This window comes from Pseudomonas sp. URMO17WK12:I6 (genome assembly GCF_003253625.1).
In the GTDB taxonomy this organism is placed as follows: domain Bacteria; phylum Pseudomonadota; class Gammaproteobacteria; order Pseudomonadales; family Pseudomonadaceae; genus Aquipseudomonas.
The window spans coordinates 144813-160746 of record NZ_QKYZ01000011.1; the positions used below are offsets into that span (position 1 = coordinate 144813).

The window sequence follows — 15934 nt, forward strand, 5'->3', positions numbered from 1 at the left end:
GGAGTGAGAGATGGACACTACAAAAAATAAAAACTGGACCTTGGAAAGCACGCCTGCAAAGTTGGAAGAAATACTCCCGAACGGCGTTGTAAAGTGTCATCTTTCTCCCCGAAACTGTGTCATTCAGGAGGGTAAAGTAGGTTTTTGCAAGGTGCGCGGAAACAGAGGCGGCCGGTTAGTTACATTGAATTATGGCAAAGGCGTTCACAGCACCGAAGAGACCATCGAAACCGAGGCGGTATTCCACTTTGCTCCCGGAGAGCGAATCCTTTCCCTAGGCAATATCGGCTGCATGCTTAACTGCGGCTACTGCCACAATTGGAAGACCTCTCAGGCCAAGTATGTGACAGACAAAGATGTTTACTACTATACGCCTGAACAGGTTGTAGAAACCGCCTTAAAGCATGGTATACGCGTTATCTCCTGGACGTATAACGACCCTGTTGTCTGGCATGAATTCATCCTCGATACGGCAAAGCTGGCAAAGGAAGCGGGCTTAATCAATTTATATAAATCAGCTTTTTTTATCAGTGAAGAAGCCATTGATGAACTATTGCCCGTCATCGACATATTCTCGATTTCGCTAAAGTCCATCTCCCCCGAATACTATCGAAAAGTCACAACAGGCTGGGTAGAGCCCGTTCTGGCTGGCATCAAGAAAGTATACGATGCTGGTAAATATGTTGAAGTCAGCACCTTGATGGTTACCGATATCAGTGACGATGAGGATACCGCCAGGAAAATCAGCCAGTGGGTACTGGATGAACTGGGCCCGAATGTACCGCTCCACTTTGTAAGGTTTCACCCTGATTATAAAATGAGTAATAGCATCAGGACGCCCGTGGATAGACTCCTGAAGGCCCGGGACATTGCCCGGAGCATGGGGGTTGAGCATGTTTATCTGGGTAACGTAAATGATGTCGAGGGCACCAATACCAACTGCAATAATTGTAACGCTCTACTCGTTACCCGCTACGGTTTGAATGCTGAACTGATCGGATTGGATAGCAACGGTTGCTGCACCCGTTGTGGGCACGACGCACACTTCAAGTTACTGGGCGAACACAAAGCGAACATGCCTGTTGAACTGCGAGAGGCTGCATTGACCTCTTACGAGAAGCGAAAGTTCGAGTGGCATGGGGATATCGTATCGCTGCACGCCCAAGTGCTGAATACTGAAGACTTTGAACAGACCGTCTACCTGCGGCGCAACTATACCGACGGGCTCAACAGTGATTGGAAATCACTGACATTGCGGCCGTATGAAAGCTATCGATTTATTATTGCCAAGGCACGAATTGATGAATCAGGCCCTGAAGTCTGGCTTCCCAAGGGGGTGAACTCAAATCTTCATGAAGTATTCGACAGGGCTCACTTCCCAACCGAGTCGATTGAAGAGATTGGTATTTCGCAAAACGACATCACGCCGACCATTGGGTATGAAGGCAAGCAGAACATGTATGAGCAGGTTATCAAACTGGTGAGCAAATCATGAGCGTGTCTACTGAAATACTCCACATCAGGGTCGATGACCGAGAGGCCCACCCATCCGTGACGCCTATTTATCAGTGCAGCGCTTTTAGCGCTGACTCGGCGTTCTTCTACTCGAGAAAAGCCAATCCCAATGTGACTGAGCTGGAACAGGTTGTCGCTGCACTGGAAGGAAGCGAATACGCCTTGGCCTACAGCACCGGAATGAGTGCCATCTACATGGTGCTGGAGCTGCTGAAACCTGGTGGGTCGCTGGTGATCAACAAATATATCTATGGCTGTTCTTATAAGCTGTTTCAGCGATATGCGGCACGTATCGGTGCGAAACTGACGATTCTGGATCTCACCACGGAAAGTGGATTGAAAGAGTTGCCGTCGGACGTGGACATGGTCATTTTCGAAACACCGACCAATCCCTTTCTGAAAGACATTGATATTCATGCGGTCAGCAAGGCGGTTAAGCAAAACAACCCACACGCTCTGGTGGTCGTTGACAACACGTGGGCCACTCCGATATTTCAAAAGCCTCTGAACTTCGGCGCGGATATTTCTCTGTACAGCGCAACGAAGTATTTCTCCGGGCATAGCGATGTCATGGGTGGCCTGGTACTCGTCAACAATGAAATGATTTATACGCGCCTCCTCGAAGGCCGCTTTTACTCAGGCTCAATATTAGCGCCTAATAGCGCATGGCTGCTTCGCAGAAGCATGCAAACATTTAACCTGCGCATGGAGAAACACAGCAACACAACCTCCAGCATGCTCAACTATCTACGGGAACTGCCCTTCATTGAGCATGTATATTATCCACGAGTCGATGGTAAACAATTGACCGGCTACGGTGGCATTGTGTTTGTTGATATTCGGCCCGATCTGGTCCCCTTTTACAAAACCTTCACCAGCTCCCTCAAATGGTTTGGAACGGGTACGGGCATGGCCTGTGTCACGTCAATGGTTGCGCAACCCTTTAGTGGAAGCCATGCCTCGATGACTGAGCAGGAAAAAGCGGATATGGGGATTGAAAAGGGGTTGGTACGATTGTGTTTTGGTTTAGAGGCCCTTGAGGATCTTAAAGAGGATCTGCTTCAGGCATTTGTGGCCATGGAAAATATGGCCAATCAAAAAAGTGCACTTAAACCTGCGTAACAGATGTTAATCATGAGCAACGAGCCTTCAACGGCTCGTTGCTTTTTATGGAGAAGCGAGATTGCCCAGCGTACTCGAAAAAACGATATTCGAAGACCCTACTCTGAACGTTATCCATCTTCTAAATTCCATTTCCAGTGAAAATCCAGAGGCAATCTCTCTGGCTTCCGGTCGACCTGACGACGAGCAATGCGACCTGTCCCTCATCGATAAAGGGCTGGCCAGCTATGCACGATACGCCGTCAATCCGGAACACTCGCTTGCGACACTACTTTGCCAATATGGAAAAACCACCGGAATTATCAACGGCATAATAGCCGAACACTTGCAGGTGGATGAAGGCATAAAAATTTTCAACCCTGAAAGTATTGTCGTGTGTATGGGGTTTCAGGAAGCTGCGACCTTGACACTGCTATCAATTTTTGAAGGAGGTGGTGTTTTATTAGTGCCTGACCCTGTGTTTTCCGGAATAACGGGGATTGCGAAATTATTAAGAATAAAAATTGTACCCGTTCCCGAGGACACCTTCCTCGATCCATCTGCCCTGCGCAAGGTAGCTGAAGATCTTGAGTCCAGGGGGAAAAGGTAAAAGCGCTGTACGCGATTTCAGATTTTAGTAACCCTACTGCTAACAGCCTTTCCTATGAAAACAGAAAGGCCATGCTCTCCTTGGCCAATGAAATGAATTTTTTTATCCTGGAGGATAATGCCTACAGCTACTTCAGGTACGAGGGAGATAAAATCCCCTTGATGAAGTCAATCGACAGTAGTCGAGTATTCCTTCTTGGCTCTTTTGCAAAGTCAATTTTTCCGGGATTGCGTATGGGCTACGTAGTCGCCCCGGAGAGCGCTGGGGTGATTTCCTTTAGCGCCAGGTTATGTAAAGCCAAAAGCTTGATCACCGTCAATACACCTGCCCTGTGCCAGGCAATTGTCGGAGGTTTGCTGATAGAGAACAATTACTCTTTAAAACAGCTTAATCAACCAAGAGTGTTGTCTTACAGGCAAAAAAGAAACCATATGATTGAATGCCTTGAACGTGAATTCCCGGTCAAGGCTGGTTCTGAAAGAAGTGTCACCTGGAACCATCCAGAGGGAGGTTTTTTCATCAATGTACAGTTGCCCTTCACCTTTGAATATTTTGAAATGTGCGAGTGCGCCAGGAACTTCAAGGTTATTGTATTTCCCACTTCCTTGTTTTCGCTGACGAATCAGGCTGTCACTCAGGTCAGATTGTCGTTTAGCAATGCGACAGAATCAGAAATCAAACAAGCGATAGGTAGCCTCAGGGCGTACATTGAATCCAGAATTCAGTAAAGCATCCTCCCGTCAAACCGTAGGGGATTGATGCCAAGGCTTACTCATCAGCCAATAAGAAATAAGCCTTGCCTCATTTCCCTATTAAGCTGCTGTGGCGAGCATAACGCCAGTGGCTACTTGGTAGGCACCCAGAATGGTGATGGTTGACCCGGAAAAATAGTTGATCAACCTGAGCTTTGATTGGGAGATTCTGGTCTTGAATATGGAGGAGAATCCGCTCAATCCCAGCCACCAGACAGCCGAGCCTAGAAATATACCTGTCACCATAGGCAGCACTGAGTGCTGACCGCTTTGATCATTAGCCATGCCATCGCTCATGGCAGCAAATATCGCAATAAACGACAGGATGGTCATTGGGTTCGACAGTGTCAAAAACAGTGTACTCAAGTAGGCTTTTAACAGGTTGGCTCGTTCACCCGCCAGGGCTGTTGAGCTCGCTTTCGATTTTATTGTTTGATAACCAATGTACGCGAGGAACATCCCCCCCAAAATACACAACCATGGCTTAAAGCTAATGAGTGTCGCTATGATGACTGTGATTCCCAGCGCACCGACAAATCCATAGATCGAATCGGCTGTGGCCGCCCCTAACCCTGTCGCGAAACCTGCTCTCCATCCAAGCGCAAGGCTCCTCTGTATGCACAACAGCCCAATGGGTCCCACAGGGGCTGCGATACAAAGCCCAATGATCATCGACTTAATGAAAATCAACATAAATGCACCTCCGCAATTGATGCTTAAAGGTTAGGAGAAGTACATTTTTTTATGAATTAATTATTAATTCCCATAGAGGCTTTTTCGATAATTTTGTAAGTAGTATTCTTATCTTTCCTTCATTATTAAGGTGCACTCTGTGATGAGCCTTACTAAACACGATCGGGATGCCATTCGCCTTCGACGATGACGCCGGCCAGGACGTTGCAGGCATTCCTGGACGACTTGGGTTTTGAAGGGCTTTGGATAAGAGGTGCGTTGGCGCATGGCGATCCGCTTGTGAGGCCAAAAATGGTGTCCACTGGGTCCATCCATATGACAGGATAGTTCGCGCAACTTGCACCGGGATCTGTTTACCAACGCATTCAAGATCGGCCCGCAATCCCCAGAACCGCTCATGCATTCAGCCTGCGTCGCCTTCGGCATGGAGCGTCTGCTGTTGTCGCTGCTGGCGCAGATTGGAAATCCCGACACACTGCTGGCTCTTTTACGCGATGTGTTGGGCGACCATCGCGGCAGCCGCGAGACAAAGGAATGTGAATATGCGGCACTGGTTTGACGCAGGGGTGGCGAAAAGAATCGCCATCGTCTCGTTTCCATTGATGGGGACGATGGTCGGCAATTTATTGATGATGCTTGTCGACAGGCTATGCCTGGCACACTACTCACAAGATACGCTGGCCGCCTCCGGTCCAGCAGTATTCACGAGCATGGCGATCATCGCTTTCTTCTGTAGCACCGTAGGCGTGTCACGTTCCTTTATTGCACAAGCGAATGGTCGATCGGGGCTCAGCGAGGCTTGGAATGAAGCCGCACTGGGACTGCTCCTTGGTATTGCCTGCGGTGCCCTGCTGTTTGTCGCCGCTCCGTTGATCGCGATGATCCCACAGCTCAGCTCCCGCCCACCGCAGATTGTCAGCCTCGAATCGCAGTACATGCTCTGGGCGGCGATCTTCGGCGGCGTAATGACGATCGACACAGCGCTGTCCTCATACTTCAACGGTGTGGGTCGAACCCGCGAAACGCTCATGGTCGGCATCGTTGGTCAAGTAGTCGACTCAATCTTCACCGTCGGCCTGGTCTTCGGAAAGTTCGGGCTGCCCGAAATGGGAATGGCCGGAGCCGCTATCGGTACGTTGATCGGCACTCTGTCCATGCTGACGTGCTACGCAGTAATGCTGCCTCGAGAAATCTGGCTTGAGTTGATGAACATCTTCATTGCCCGTAGCGAGCGCCTACTGCCTCGGCTGTTTTTCCGGCTGCGTAGAGGTGTTCCCAGTGGCTTATCCGCCGGGGTGGATCAGCTCGGCAACACTGCATTCATCTGGATAGTCGCAGTACTGGGCTCTAGCGCGCTGGCGGCAAACAACGTCAATCTGACGATCAATTACCTGGGCATCATCCCGATCATCGGTTTGGGTATTGGTTGCAGCATTCTGTGCGCCACTGCAGTGGGCAAGGAGCAATACACTGAGTTGGCAACGATCCTACGGGTGACCGTGACCATCGAGCTGTTCTACGTACTGCTGGTTTCCACCGTTCAAATCACTTTGCCACAGGTCTTGCTCAAGGCTTTCGGCGACCTGGGGCACAACCCGGAGATCGTCGCCCTGGCCATCGATACACAACGCGTACTGTGGACATTCTCCGCCGCCTTTGTCTTCTCTATGACGGGTGCAGCCGTCTTGGAGAGTATTGGCATGGCCAGATTTTCGCTGGTCGTGCGCCTGATTCTGATGTGGTTTATAAGCATTCCGTTGATCTATTACGTCGCAATGAGCAATCGCGATGTGCCGTCGTCGCTGATGACATGCTGGGTCATCGGTTCGGTGTTCGAATTTTCGATTGGCGCAATTTATTTCTGGCGAATCGCCAAAGCCATTCGAGGGGCCGAAAACCGTCTTCACGCCGATCCTCATCCGGCGAGCGAGAGCGCCCTATGAACCTGAATGAAGTCATTCGTTTCGCACCTTTAGCGATCAACTGCTTTACAGGAAGTCTGGCACAACTATCCAGACGAGGCGGTGTCCTCATCAATGAAGCACAACTGCTTGAGGCCAGCGACGGCTACCTCTGTACCGCGCAGGCCTCGATGAATGGGGCATGCCCGAATACACCTTCGCGATTGAAAACGTCGGGCTTCGTGCTTGCAAGGCATTAGGCGGCAGAGTTGACCCACACGACTACGCCGGCGTGCTCGAGCAGTAGCGTCTTGAGTTGCGTGACCCAATCTGTACCGATCGCCAATCGCGCCAGTAGCTAAATAGAGGAGCTGCTTGCATACCCAGCAAGGAATCAGGCTTCCTTCAACAACCCTCGCACCATCGACCTCAATTGCAGAAGAACCATTCCTGCTGGTCGATTTCCGGGCTCCCGTTGGCAAGTTCTCAAACCCTGTACTACTGTCATTTCGTGCTGGATGCTCGGGATCGTGGACGTTCGATCTCCCCCAAGGTCATGGAATGAAGACCCCATCGTGAACACACACGTGTTCCAACCGCTGTGCATACGACGTGTACGACGAGCCTAATGTGGCTCCGGTTCACAGGGAGGTGCTTATGGTGGCTTCAGGTCTAAAGCCTCGGCAGCAAATGCTGAGTATTCGCCAATGCATTGATACAAAGCACTCTGCTTTTCTCCCCTACCTCCCCTGGCATCCCCACTCCAGATTTCAGCCCGCTAAGTACCAGTAACTGAGCATGCGCAGCGTGCACTGCCTGAGCATGTGCCTGGTATGACTGGCATTATAGGAATGATTGGTAGTGCAATGGATCCAGGGGCTATGAATGGATTTCGCTCTGCGAGATCAATGCACTGCCAAGGCAAACAAGCAGTGGTCATTATATACATCAGGAGTGATCGCATAGTGAGTAACATAACTGTATTCAAGTTTCGGGGACAGTATTTAATTGCTCTATGGATGTGCGTCACCAGCGGTTTATGCATTTTTTTAGGAGGGATATGGATTAAGCGTGACGGTGCATTAGGAGGCGGGATATTTTTATTAATATCCTTATCTTTAACCATATTAGTTGGAGGATTGATCTTAGCTGGACGCTCAGTTCTATCCATTGATGATCAGTGCTTATCCAGACAAATTTTTGGTAAAACCTGGCAAAAAATAAAATGGGAAAATGTCAGCTTAATTACTGCCTTCCCTGTATCTAGCATGCGCGGACTTAATGCCAGAGGATTTAATATATATCCTACAACAAAACCAACATTCCGGATTACTCCATCAGGGAAGATCACATTCACCGACCAGCTTGAAAACATTTCAGAGCTCATCGCTCTTATAAACGACTACGCCAGCCAGAAAAAAATACCAATTAAAATCAGAAAAACATTGTTCGACGAGCTAAAACCCTCAGACAAATTATGAATAATTTCAATATAACAAGCCGACACTCCTGAGGCTTCTGCTGGAGTGCAAATCGCCCAACAGCCAGCAGTACACTGGGCAGAAAAATGATGGCACGGGTGTCTATTATTATCGGGCACTCTCCGGGATTTGGGCGATTTATCTCGGGAGATTCGATTGGCCTTGCGGGTGGGATTAATACGTACGTCTATGTCAGCGGCAATCCGTTAAGTTACAAAGATCCGCAAGGTAAATGGCTAGTCGGTGCAGTAACCGGTGCAGTTATTGGCGGGATCAGTGGCTATGCTAGCGCGTTTGAAATCGGTGGCGATGAGACTGATGCTACTTGGGCTGCTTTATCGGGGGCGCTAGCTGGCGCTGCAGTCGGCGCGATTGCGCCTGAAAGCCCATGGGCTCCTGCTGCAACCAGTGCTGCAGGCGGAGCTGTAGGTGATTGGGCTGGTCAAAAGTTATCGAATCACGCTAAAAGCAAAGAGAATGCTTGTATCCCTCAAGGTAAGGTAAATTGGGGGAGAGGTAGTAGGCGCGGGTATCGGCAGCGCGATTGCCGGCTTGGCGCAGGGCAAAGGAATCGCCGCTGCCATCCTCAGTGGAGAACTAGGCTTTATGGGCGGCGCTGCAGGAGCCGGCATCTGTAATCAGCTTGGAAAATAATTCCACCATGAATACTTGGCACGATAAGACGTTTGGCAGGACCGGCATATGGATTTGGCTTCCTGGAATAAGCCCTATTGTTCTTTTGGGAGTTTTTATTTTTCTTGCTTCTCCATACTATTACCTACAGGACTTTATAGGAGGTGGGATATTATTAGGCCTGCCTGCTGCTTGGGGTATATTCTACATTTCCCAGGTCCGAACAGTACTGCAAGAAATTTCGCTGGATGATGATCGTATTTTAGGGAGGTTGTATTTCGGTAGACACATAGAGATCAAGGCGCCTGACATTAAGTCAATATCTTATTATCCGATGACGTGGAAAATTCGACAAGTCAACCTATTTGACCGAAATAAGCCCGGCATCAATATTGAGCTTCACAATGGCAGAATACTGCGAATAAATGCAAAAACCGAAGGGTTCGCCAGTTTAGTAGAAACATTAAAGGCGCTTGCTAAAGCATCCGACCAAATTTTTTGCAGCCTATAAAATAACTGTGATTTCTCCTCAGCACCACTCATATGGTGTCGTTCATAAATGTCGCAATTCCAAATCCAATAACGGGTACAGTTTTTGGCTGGTCGGGAACTGCTAGCTTAGATCGACATGGGAGCTGGTACGAGAGTGTATTAGGTGCAGGATTTGGAAAGTCTGCTAATATTATATATTGGAAGTATTACTACATATGGAATTCGTACATAATCTCATAACACCTGCCCCAGCAACATCCATGACTGCTATCATCAACAACGTCAATACTCCTCAGTTTGGTACGCAACAGTAGTGTGGTCGACAGGGTGATAATCATGATGCTCATCAGATTTTTATGCACTCGCTCCCTGACCTTCTTAGTCTTGTTGTTCGGACTTGGATTGGGATGTGTGTCACTCTCTCAGGCTTCGGCATACGGAAACTGCCCTCCCGAAATGAATAGCCAAGCAGGGTCTTTTTTAGTTGATGCGCGCGGAGATTGGCCCTCCCTTTTCAAGCATCAGAGAGTCTTCGTTTCTTGTGATGATGGTGAGCTTGGCGAGGGCTATTCTGAAGCAGTGGCGAACCTCTTCGCCCAAGGATGGAATCAGTTCGATACATTTGTTGCACTTGCAAAAATACACCCTGACTTTCAAAATTGGGCGATACGACATATCGATGCATTGTCTCAGATGACGACCTAAATAGAATCATATTAAATTCCAATACATGCATTAATAATGCAACGGTGGAAAAACTTTGCAGGGTTATTCGACAGAGTGCTGAAAATGCCCTGATGGAATCTGCACGGATGCGACGATAAAATTTGGGGATAGGTTCTACGCCTATGTCAGCGGCATCCTTGCTGTATGACGCCAACGGCAATATGACCAGTGACGCTCCTGGTACGGCGCGCCGACTTTGTATCGTTACAAAGGAAATTAACCGATGAGCATTCCAAACATTAAGATCTTCATGATTGCAATTTCGTGCCTATTGCCGCCATTGACTGCATGGGCCAAATCACCCTGTGATGGTATTGACCGACGTTTAAACTTATCTGAAATACCGAAGCTACGCATAGAGGTGGGACATCAATTAAATGTCGACAACGTAGAGATTTTACAATCTTTTAAAAGCCTTAGCTGGACGATTTTGTATGCAGCCTCAGATGAGACTGACCCTGCATTTTTATTTTATTCAGACAACCCAATCAACCATCACTTTATAACTCTATGGAGTGGCGGAGCGAAGCCTGATGAGGAGCAAGCTATTAGTTCATGGCTTCAGAAAAACGCCAAAGGCATTCCTACCAATCTAGCGCAATGTTTTGTATGGCATGTGACGAAAGATCGAGACATGTAAACAAATCTCCGCTCGAAAAGCTAAAACATCTTTCCCCATGCTGGGGGGGGGGGGAAGATCGATAATTTAGGCCACATCAAACAAGGTCAAGCCCGACTCCCCACATTGCTTTACGGTGAGGGCGGCAGTTGTCAAATATACGCCCCCAAGCGACAATCAGTTGCAATGGCAGCTAATGCACCCGATTAGCCCCGGAACTCCGCATTCCACCGATCGCCTTGGTGACACAACAAACACCATGGATAGAACCAAAAACATTATCAGCCCTGATGGAACTGAAAGAATTACAGCATCTGTTAGTCCATCGAATGACTTGTTTGACGACGAATGAGAACACCCTGCGTACGGGGGTAATTCTCCAGGAAAGATACTTCATTGATCTATTGAAAGGTGGTGCGCCATGATCATAAAAAAGTCGACACTTGAATTTTTGTTTACGCTACTCACACTTACAAGCTTAGGCATGCCAGCTTCGGGGAGTGATAGTTCACCCCATTGCCGAGAGGCAGTCATGATGTTTTTAACCACTCCAGAAAAGCGTACTCTTATTGCATTATCAGAAGCTAGCGAAACTGAATGCTGGTCGGTTATCGAGCAGTCGAACAGCAACCTCAACCAATTGATGCATTTGGTTGAACAAGGAAATGATTGGAGCGCTCAGTATTTAGTTGAGCACTTAAGAGTGCTAGATGGCGGAAATTTAGAAGACTCACTTATAGCGCTGGGGCTATTTTCTGACCACCATATGGAACGCTTATTGATTTTCGCGAAGAAAGGACAGCTCTCAAAGCAGGAACTCAGTGACACCTTAACCATGCTTCCACTTTCATTGAGTGATAATCCAGCGGGCCAATTGGATTATCTAAAAGCAAGAAGAAATCGAGTGATGCGTGTAACGAGAAAAAATCTATCTGAGCAAAAGACTCTAGCACTAAGCGCTATCGATAATTTTGAGTCCGAGATCAGGTCAAAAAACCCGCAACTCATTGAAAATCCTCAGCATTAGATTAGTGCTTTCATCACCCCCAAGCTCTACATCAAACTGGGCCGAGCCTCAATGTAACCACCTTGAAGGTTCGCCAGGCCAGAAAGACTGCTGTAAGAGAATTCTCGCCAGCAGCCAAGGCAGTGAGACGATCCTCTCTTCGAGCGGTTCGAGGATTAATCCCCTTTCGCATTTTCAGTCAAAGGCATATGTACATCTCCTCGTCTCGATCGATTGAGGAGAGATGTACGGGTTCCAGCAATGCGTCATCTATCTGAAAACCGGCATGCCCTGGGACCGGATTTCGACGTACGTTTTAATGTACAAAAAAGCGTGGCTGGGGGTGGTTCTCAGTAGAAATCACTGGAACGAAAAAAAGAGGCAAAAGCCTCTTTTTTCAATGCTGACAACAAAATACCGCGCAAAAAAAACGCCACTCAATGAGTGGCGTTTTTCTGTATTTGGAGCGGGAAACGAGACTCGCATCTAGCGTCCTACCCATTGAAATCTAAGGGTTTTCTTTTATTCCTGCTGCAGGAATGGACTTGATTCTGGACTTGTTTTCAGGGTGTATCAAGAGCAAAAAAGGAGTGAATCCACGCCATGCTATTGGAGCCTACCTATAGCCAACTGACGATTTTTGCGGCTACGAGGCCAGCTTTGAACTTGGTGTCATCGAACTTGTGCCGCCATGGATCAAGCTGCCAATAGGGAGTGCGCTGACCGCGATTCCCCTGGCTCAGAAGCAGTAAGCGTCGAGCCTTGATATCGCGATTGATCTGATCGCGAGATTTACCTGCCAGCCTGGCGAAAACCAGCAGCGGCAAGTTACTCGAAACCTCAAACGTGGCCGACATTTCAGCTCGTTCACGCTGGATGTCAGACACGTGAGATTTGTGAGGTTTTTCTGTCCGTATCGGTGCAGGTACGGCAGGCGATCGGTTGCGCCCAAGGGGGGCTTTCTCGCTACTGACCAGCATCGTCGATGCGACGGTCGCCGGTACAAAGCTTCGGTAGCTGAGCCACAACTGCACTTGCCTTCGGATTTGAACGTCACCTAAATCGTCGAGCATCGAATTCAATAGCAGCTCGTCCTCACAGTCCAGAATCTTACGTGCAGGTTGACCGATTTCCAGATCAAGAGGTCAACAGCGACAGCGCGATCACGGCCTTCCAAGACGTGACTCCAAGCAGCAACAAATCCCGGTGCAATGAACATCCATGTTTTCACTCCAATAGTTCCCGTAGTCGTACACCTCACCGACCATCGACCGCTACAAGATCGATAGCACCAGTCCTGCTGCAGCGATGTACTCCGAGCAACGGGCAATACCTGCCCTCCCTTTTATCGCCTTCCGACCAGAAACCCATAGAGGGGACTTGCGCAACCAGTATTATGGTATACCATCATACGCACAGACACTCTTACCCTTACAACGGAGCAGCTCATGAGTTTCGAAATTCGCAAGATCGTCAGCTATGTCGAAGAAACCTTTATCGAAGGCGGCAAGGCTGCCGACAAGCCCGTGACCATGGTCGGGCTGGCCGTGGTGATGAAAAACCCTTGGCTGGGTCGCGGCTTCGTCGAAGACCTGAAGCCGGAGATCCGTGCCAATTGCTCCGACCTCGGCGCGCTGATGGTTGAACGCCTGGTGGGCATCATCGGCGGCGCCGAGAAGATCGAAGCTTACGGCAAGGCCGCGGTGGTTGGCGCCGATGGCGAAATCGAGCACGCCTCTGCCGTGATCCACACCCTGCGCTTCGGCAACCATTACCGCGAAGCGGTCAAGGCCAAGAGCTACCTGAGCTTCACCAACAAGCGCGGCGGCCCGGGCACTTCGATCCAGATTCCGATGATGCACAAGGACGACGAAGGCCTGCGTTCGCACTACATCACCCTGGAAATGCAGATCGAAGACGCGCCGCGCGCCGATGAAATCGTCGTGGTACTGGGTTGCGCCGATGGCGGCCGCCTGCACCCACGCATCGGCAACCGTTACATCGACCTGGAAGAACTGGCGGCCGAGAACGCCCAGTAATCCGATCAGTCACCACAACAAAAAAGGCATGCAGGAGCGCTCCATGATTCGGCTCACCGCTGAACGCACCCCGGCTGGCACCAGTTACCTGGCGACCGGCCAAGGCCAGCCCGTGGTTTTGATCCACGGCGTGGGCCTGAACAAAGAAATGTGGGGCGGCCAGGTCGTTGGCCTGGCCACAAAGTACCGTGTGATTGCCTACGACATGCTGGGCCATGGCGCCAGCCCGCGCCCGGAAAGCGGCACGCCCCTGCTGGGCTATGCCGACCAGTTACTGGAGTTGCTCGACCATCTGCAATTGCCTCAGGCAACAGTGATCGGTTTTTCCATGGGCGGGCTAGTGGCGCGGGCGTTTGCCTTGCATTACCCGCAACGCTTGCAAGGCCTGGTGGTGCTCAACAGCGTGTTCAACCGCAGCCCCGAACAGCGTGCCGGCGTCATCGCGCGCACCGCTCAAGCGGCCGAGCATGGCCCGGATGCCAACGCCGAAGCTGCGCTGTCGCGCTGGTTCAGCCGTGAATACCAGGCGGCCAACCCGGCGCAGATCGCCGCGCTGCGCCAGACCTTGGCGGGCAACGATCCGCAGGGCTATCTGACCACGTATGAGTTGTTCGCCACCCAGGACATGTACCGCGCGGAAGATCTGGGCAGCATTCAGGTGCCGACACTGGTCGCCACCGGCGAACTGGATCCCGGCTCGACACCGGAAATGGCCAAACAACTGGCCGAGCGAATTCCCGGCGCGACCGTTGCCGTGCTCGCCGAGCAGCGGCATATGATGCCCGTAGAATCGCCGCGCCTGGTCAACCAGCTGTTGCTGGAGTTTCTCGACACGGCAAACGCCCGACAAAACCAAATAAAGGGGATCGTTGCATGACACTCGCACGCTTCCAGATGTGCATCGGCGGTGAATGGGTCGATGCCCTCTCCGGCAAGACTTTTGAAAGCCTGAACCCTGCCCTGGCGCAAGCCTGGGCTGAATTACCCGATGCCGACGAAGCCGATGTCGAACGCGCCGTGCAGGCCGCGCAGACGGCTTTCGACAGCCCGGCCTGGCGCGGCTTGACCGCCACCGCTCGCGGCAAACTGCTGCGACGCCTCGGTGATCTGATCGCTGAGAACAAAGAACAACTGGCGCAGCTGGAAAGCCGCGACAATGGCAAGCTGATTCGCGAAACCCGCGGTCAGGTCAGCTACCTGCCGGAGTTTTTCCACTACACCGCGGGTCTGGCCGACAAACTCGAAGGCGGCACCCTGCCCCTCGATAAGCCCGATCTGTTTGCCTACACCGTGCATGAAGCCATGGGCGTAGTCGCGGCGATCATTCCCTGGAACAGCCCGCTGTACCTGACCGCGATCAAACTGGCGCCAGCTCTTGCGGCAGGCAACACCATCGTGATCAAACCGTCCGAGCACGCCTCGGCGACCATTCTGGAGCTGGCTCGCCTGGCGCTGGAAGCCGGGATTCCGCCGGGGGTAGTCAACGTCGTCACCGGTTACGGCCCAAGCACCGGCGCCGCCCTCACCCGCCATCCGCTGGTGCGCAAGATCGCCTTCACCGGTGGCGCCGCGACCGCACGGCATGTGGTGCGCAGCAGCGCGGAGAACTTCGCCAAGCTGTCGCTGGAGCTGGGCGGCAAATCGCCGAACATCATCTTTGCCGACGCCGACCTCGACAGCGCGATCAACGGTGCGATTGCCGGGATCTATGCGGCGTCCGGCCAGAGCTGCGTTTCCGGCTCGCGACTGCTGGTGCAGGACGACATCTACGACGAATTCGTCTCGCGTCTGGTTGAACGCGCCAAGCGCATCCGCATTGGCAACCCGCAGGAAGACAGCAGCGAAATGGGCCCCATGGCCACCGCGCAGCAATTGGCGGTGGTCGAAGGCCTGGTGGCCGATGCCATCGCCGAAGGTGCGCGCCTGCGCCTGGGCGGCAAGCGTCCAAAGAATCTGGGCGATGGCTGGTTCTATGAGCCGACCCTGTTCGAGTGCGACCGCAACTCGATGAAGATCATGCAGGAAGAAGTCTTCGGCCCGGTGGCCTCGGTCATCCGTTTCAAGGACGAAGCCGAAGCGCTGGCGATTGCCAACGACTCGCAGTTCGGCCTCGCCGCCGGCATCTGGACCCGCGACCTGGGCCGCGCCCATCGCCTGGCCCGGGACGTGCGCTCCGGGATCATCTGGGTCAACACTTACCGTGCGGTATCGGCCATGGCGCCAATCGGCGGCTTCAAGAACAGCGGCTATGGACGCGAAAGCGGCATCGATTCGGTGCTGGCCTACACCGAGCTGAAAACGGTGTGGATCAACCTGTCTCAGGCGCCAATGCCTGATCCCTTCGTGATGCGCTAGGAGACCGCCGA

18 protein-coding genes are annotated in these 15934 nt (G+C 51.3%); 16 read left to right on the forward strand and 2 right to left on the reverse strand.

Annotated features, from left to right (window positions below):
• The first annotated feature begins 10 nt into the window (after positions 1-10).
• From amrS to F475_RS30795, 4 genes are all read left to right on the forward strand, one after another.
• Positions 11-1495, forward strand: a complete 1485-nt coding sequence (amrS, locus tag F475_RS20310) for an AmmeMemoRadiSam system radical SAM enzyme (RefSeq protein WP_018927729.1) — start codon at positions 11-13, stop codon at positions 1493-1495.
• A complete protein-coding gene (locus tag F475_RS20315; protein ID WP_018927728.1) occupies positions 1492-2637 on the forward strand; it encodes a PLP-dependent aspartate aminotransferase family protein in 1146 nt (381 codons plus the stop codon). Before amrS ends, F475_RS20315 begins: the two co-directional genes overlap by 4 nt.
• A 61-nt stretch (positions 2638-2698) precedes the next feature.
• Positions 2699-3226, forward strand: coding sequence for an aminotransferase class I/II-fold pyridoxal phosphate-dependent enzyme (locus F475_RS30790; protein WP_256597204.1), 528 nt, complete (start codon positions 2699-2701; stop codon positions 3224-3226).
• Between the two features lie 14 nt (positions 3227-3240).
• Entirely contained in the window at positions 3241-3954 is a 714-nt protein-coding gene (locus F475_RS30795; RefSeq protein WP_256597220.1) for an aminotransferase class I/II-fold pyridoxal phosphate-dependent enzyme, read from the forward strand.
• A gap of 84 nt (positions 3955-4038) precedes the next feature.
• Here the strand turns inward: F475_RS30795 and F475_RS20325 are convergent, their stop codons facing one another.
• A complete protein-coding gene (locus F475_RS20325; protein ID WP_018927726.1) occupies positions 4039-4671 on the reverse strand; it encodes a LysE family translocator in 633 nt (210 codons plus the stop codon).
• A gap of 337 nt (positions 4672-5008) precedes the next feature.
• Here F475_RS20325 and F475_RS20330 point away from each other — a divergent pair, with 337 nt between their 5' ends.
• From F475_RS20330 to F475_RS20360, 9 genes are all read left to right on the forward strand, one after another.
• A complete protein-coding gene (locus tag F475_RS20330; protein WP_064617124.1) occupies positions 5009-5230 on the forward strand; it encodes a hypothetical protein in 222 nt (73 codons plus the stop codon).
• Complete coding sequence (locus tag F475_RS20335) at positions 5214-6614, forward strand: MATE family efflux transporter (protein ID WP_064617123.1); 1401 nt, start codon at positions 5214-5216, stop codon at positions 6612-6614. Before F475_RS20330 ends, F475_RS20335 begins: the two co-directional genes overlap by 17 nt.
• The gene (locus F475_RS30245) at positions 6611-6832 is read left to right on the forward strand and encodes a hypothetical protein (protein ID WP_146602943.1); all 222 of its coding nucleotides are present in this window, start codon (positions 6611-6613) and stop codon (positions 6830-6832) included. Before F475_RS20335 ends, F475_RS30245 begins: the two co-directional genes overlap by 4 nt.
• 573 nt (positions 6833-7405) lie before the next feature.
• Positions 7406-8053 carry a hypothetical protein gene (locus F475_RS30250; protein ID WP_146602944.1) on the forward strand — a complete coding sequence of 216 codons (648 nt, stop codon included), beginning with the start codon at positions 7406-7408 and terminating at the stop codon, positions 8051-8053.
• A gap of 89 nt (positions 8054-8142) precedes the next feature.
• Positions 8143-8691 carry an RHS repeat-associated core domain-containing protein gene (locus tag F475_RS20340; RefSeq protein ID WP_225609262.1) on the forward strand — a complete coding sequence of 183 codons (549 nt, stop codon included), beginning with the start codon at positions 8143-8145 and terminating at the stop codon, positions 8689-8691.
• Positions 8692-8714: 23 nt separating this feature from the next.
• Entirely contained in the window at positions 8715-9197 is a 483-nt protein-coding gene (locus F475_RS20345) for a hypothetical protein (protein ID WP_086945761.1), read from the forward strand.
• A 317-nt stretch (positions 9198-9514) separates the two neighbouring features.
• Complete coding sequence (locus F475_RS30255) at positions 9515-9883, forward strand: hypothetical protein (RefSeq protein ID WP_146602945.1); 369 nt, start codon at positions 9515-9517, stop codon at positions 9881-9883.
• 244 nt (positions 9884-10127) lie between these two features.
• Complete coding sequence (locus F475_RS20355) at positions 10128-10544, forward strand: hypothetical protein (RefSeq protein ID WP_018927722.1); 417 nt, start codon at positions 10128-10130, stop codon at positions 10542-10544.
• A gap of 400 nt (positions 10545-10944) precedes the next feature.
• A complete protein-coding gene (locus tag F475_RS20360; RefSeq protein WP_111454590.1) occupies positions 10945-11550 on the forward strand; it encodes a hypothetical protein in 606 nt (201 codons plus the stop codon).
• Between the two features lie 599 nt (positions 11551-12149).
• Here the strand turns inward: F475_RS20360 and F475_RS31160 are convergent.
• A complete protein-coding gene (locus F475_RS31160) occupies positions 12150-12611 on the reverse strand; it encodes a hypothetical protein (protein ID WP_371924367.1) in 462 nt (153 codons plus the stop codon).
• A 366-nt stretch (positions 12612-12977) separates the two neighbouring features.
• On the opposite strand from F475_RS31160, the gene F475_RS20375 reads away from it, so the two are divergent.
• Genes F475_RS20375 through F475_RS20385 form a run of 3 tightly spaced genes read left to right on the forward strand, consistent with a single transcriptional unit; the run spans position 12978 to position 15923 of the window.
• Positions 12978-13568 (forward strand): amino acid synthesis family protein, encoded by a 591-nt coding sequence (locus F475_RS20375; protein WP_018927718.1) that lies wholly within the window; start codon positions 12978-12980, stop codon positions 13566-13568.
• Positions 13569-13611: 43 nt separating this feature from the next.
• Positions 13612-14445: an alpha/beta fold hydrolase gene (locus F475_RS20380; protein ID WP_064617118.1), complete on the forward strand. Its 834-nt coding sequence runs from the start codon at positions 13612-13614 to the stop codon at positions 14443-14445.
• Positions 14442-15923 (forward strand): aldehyde dehydrogenase, encoded by a 1482-nt coding sequence (locus F475_RS20385; RefSeq protein ID WP_111454593.1) that lies wholly within the window; start codon positions 14442-14444, stop codon positions 15921-15923. The genes F475_RS20380 and F475_RS20385 overlap by 4 nt, the downstream gene beginning before the upstream one ends.
• Positions 15924-15934 lie beyond the last annotated feature (11 nt).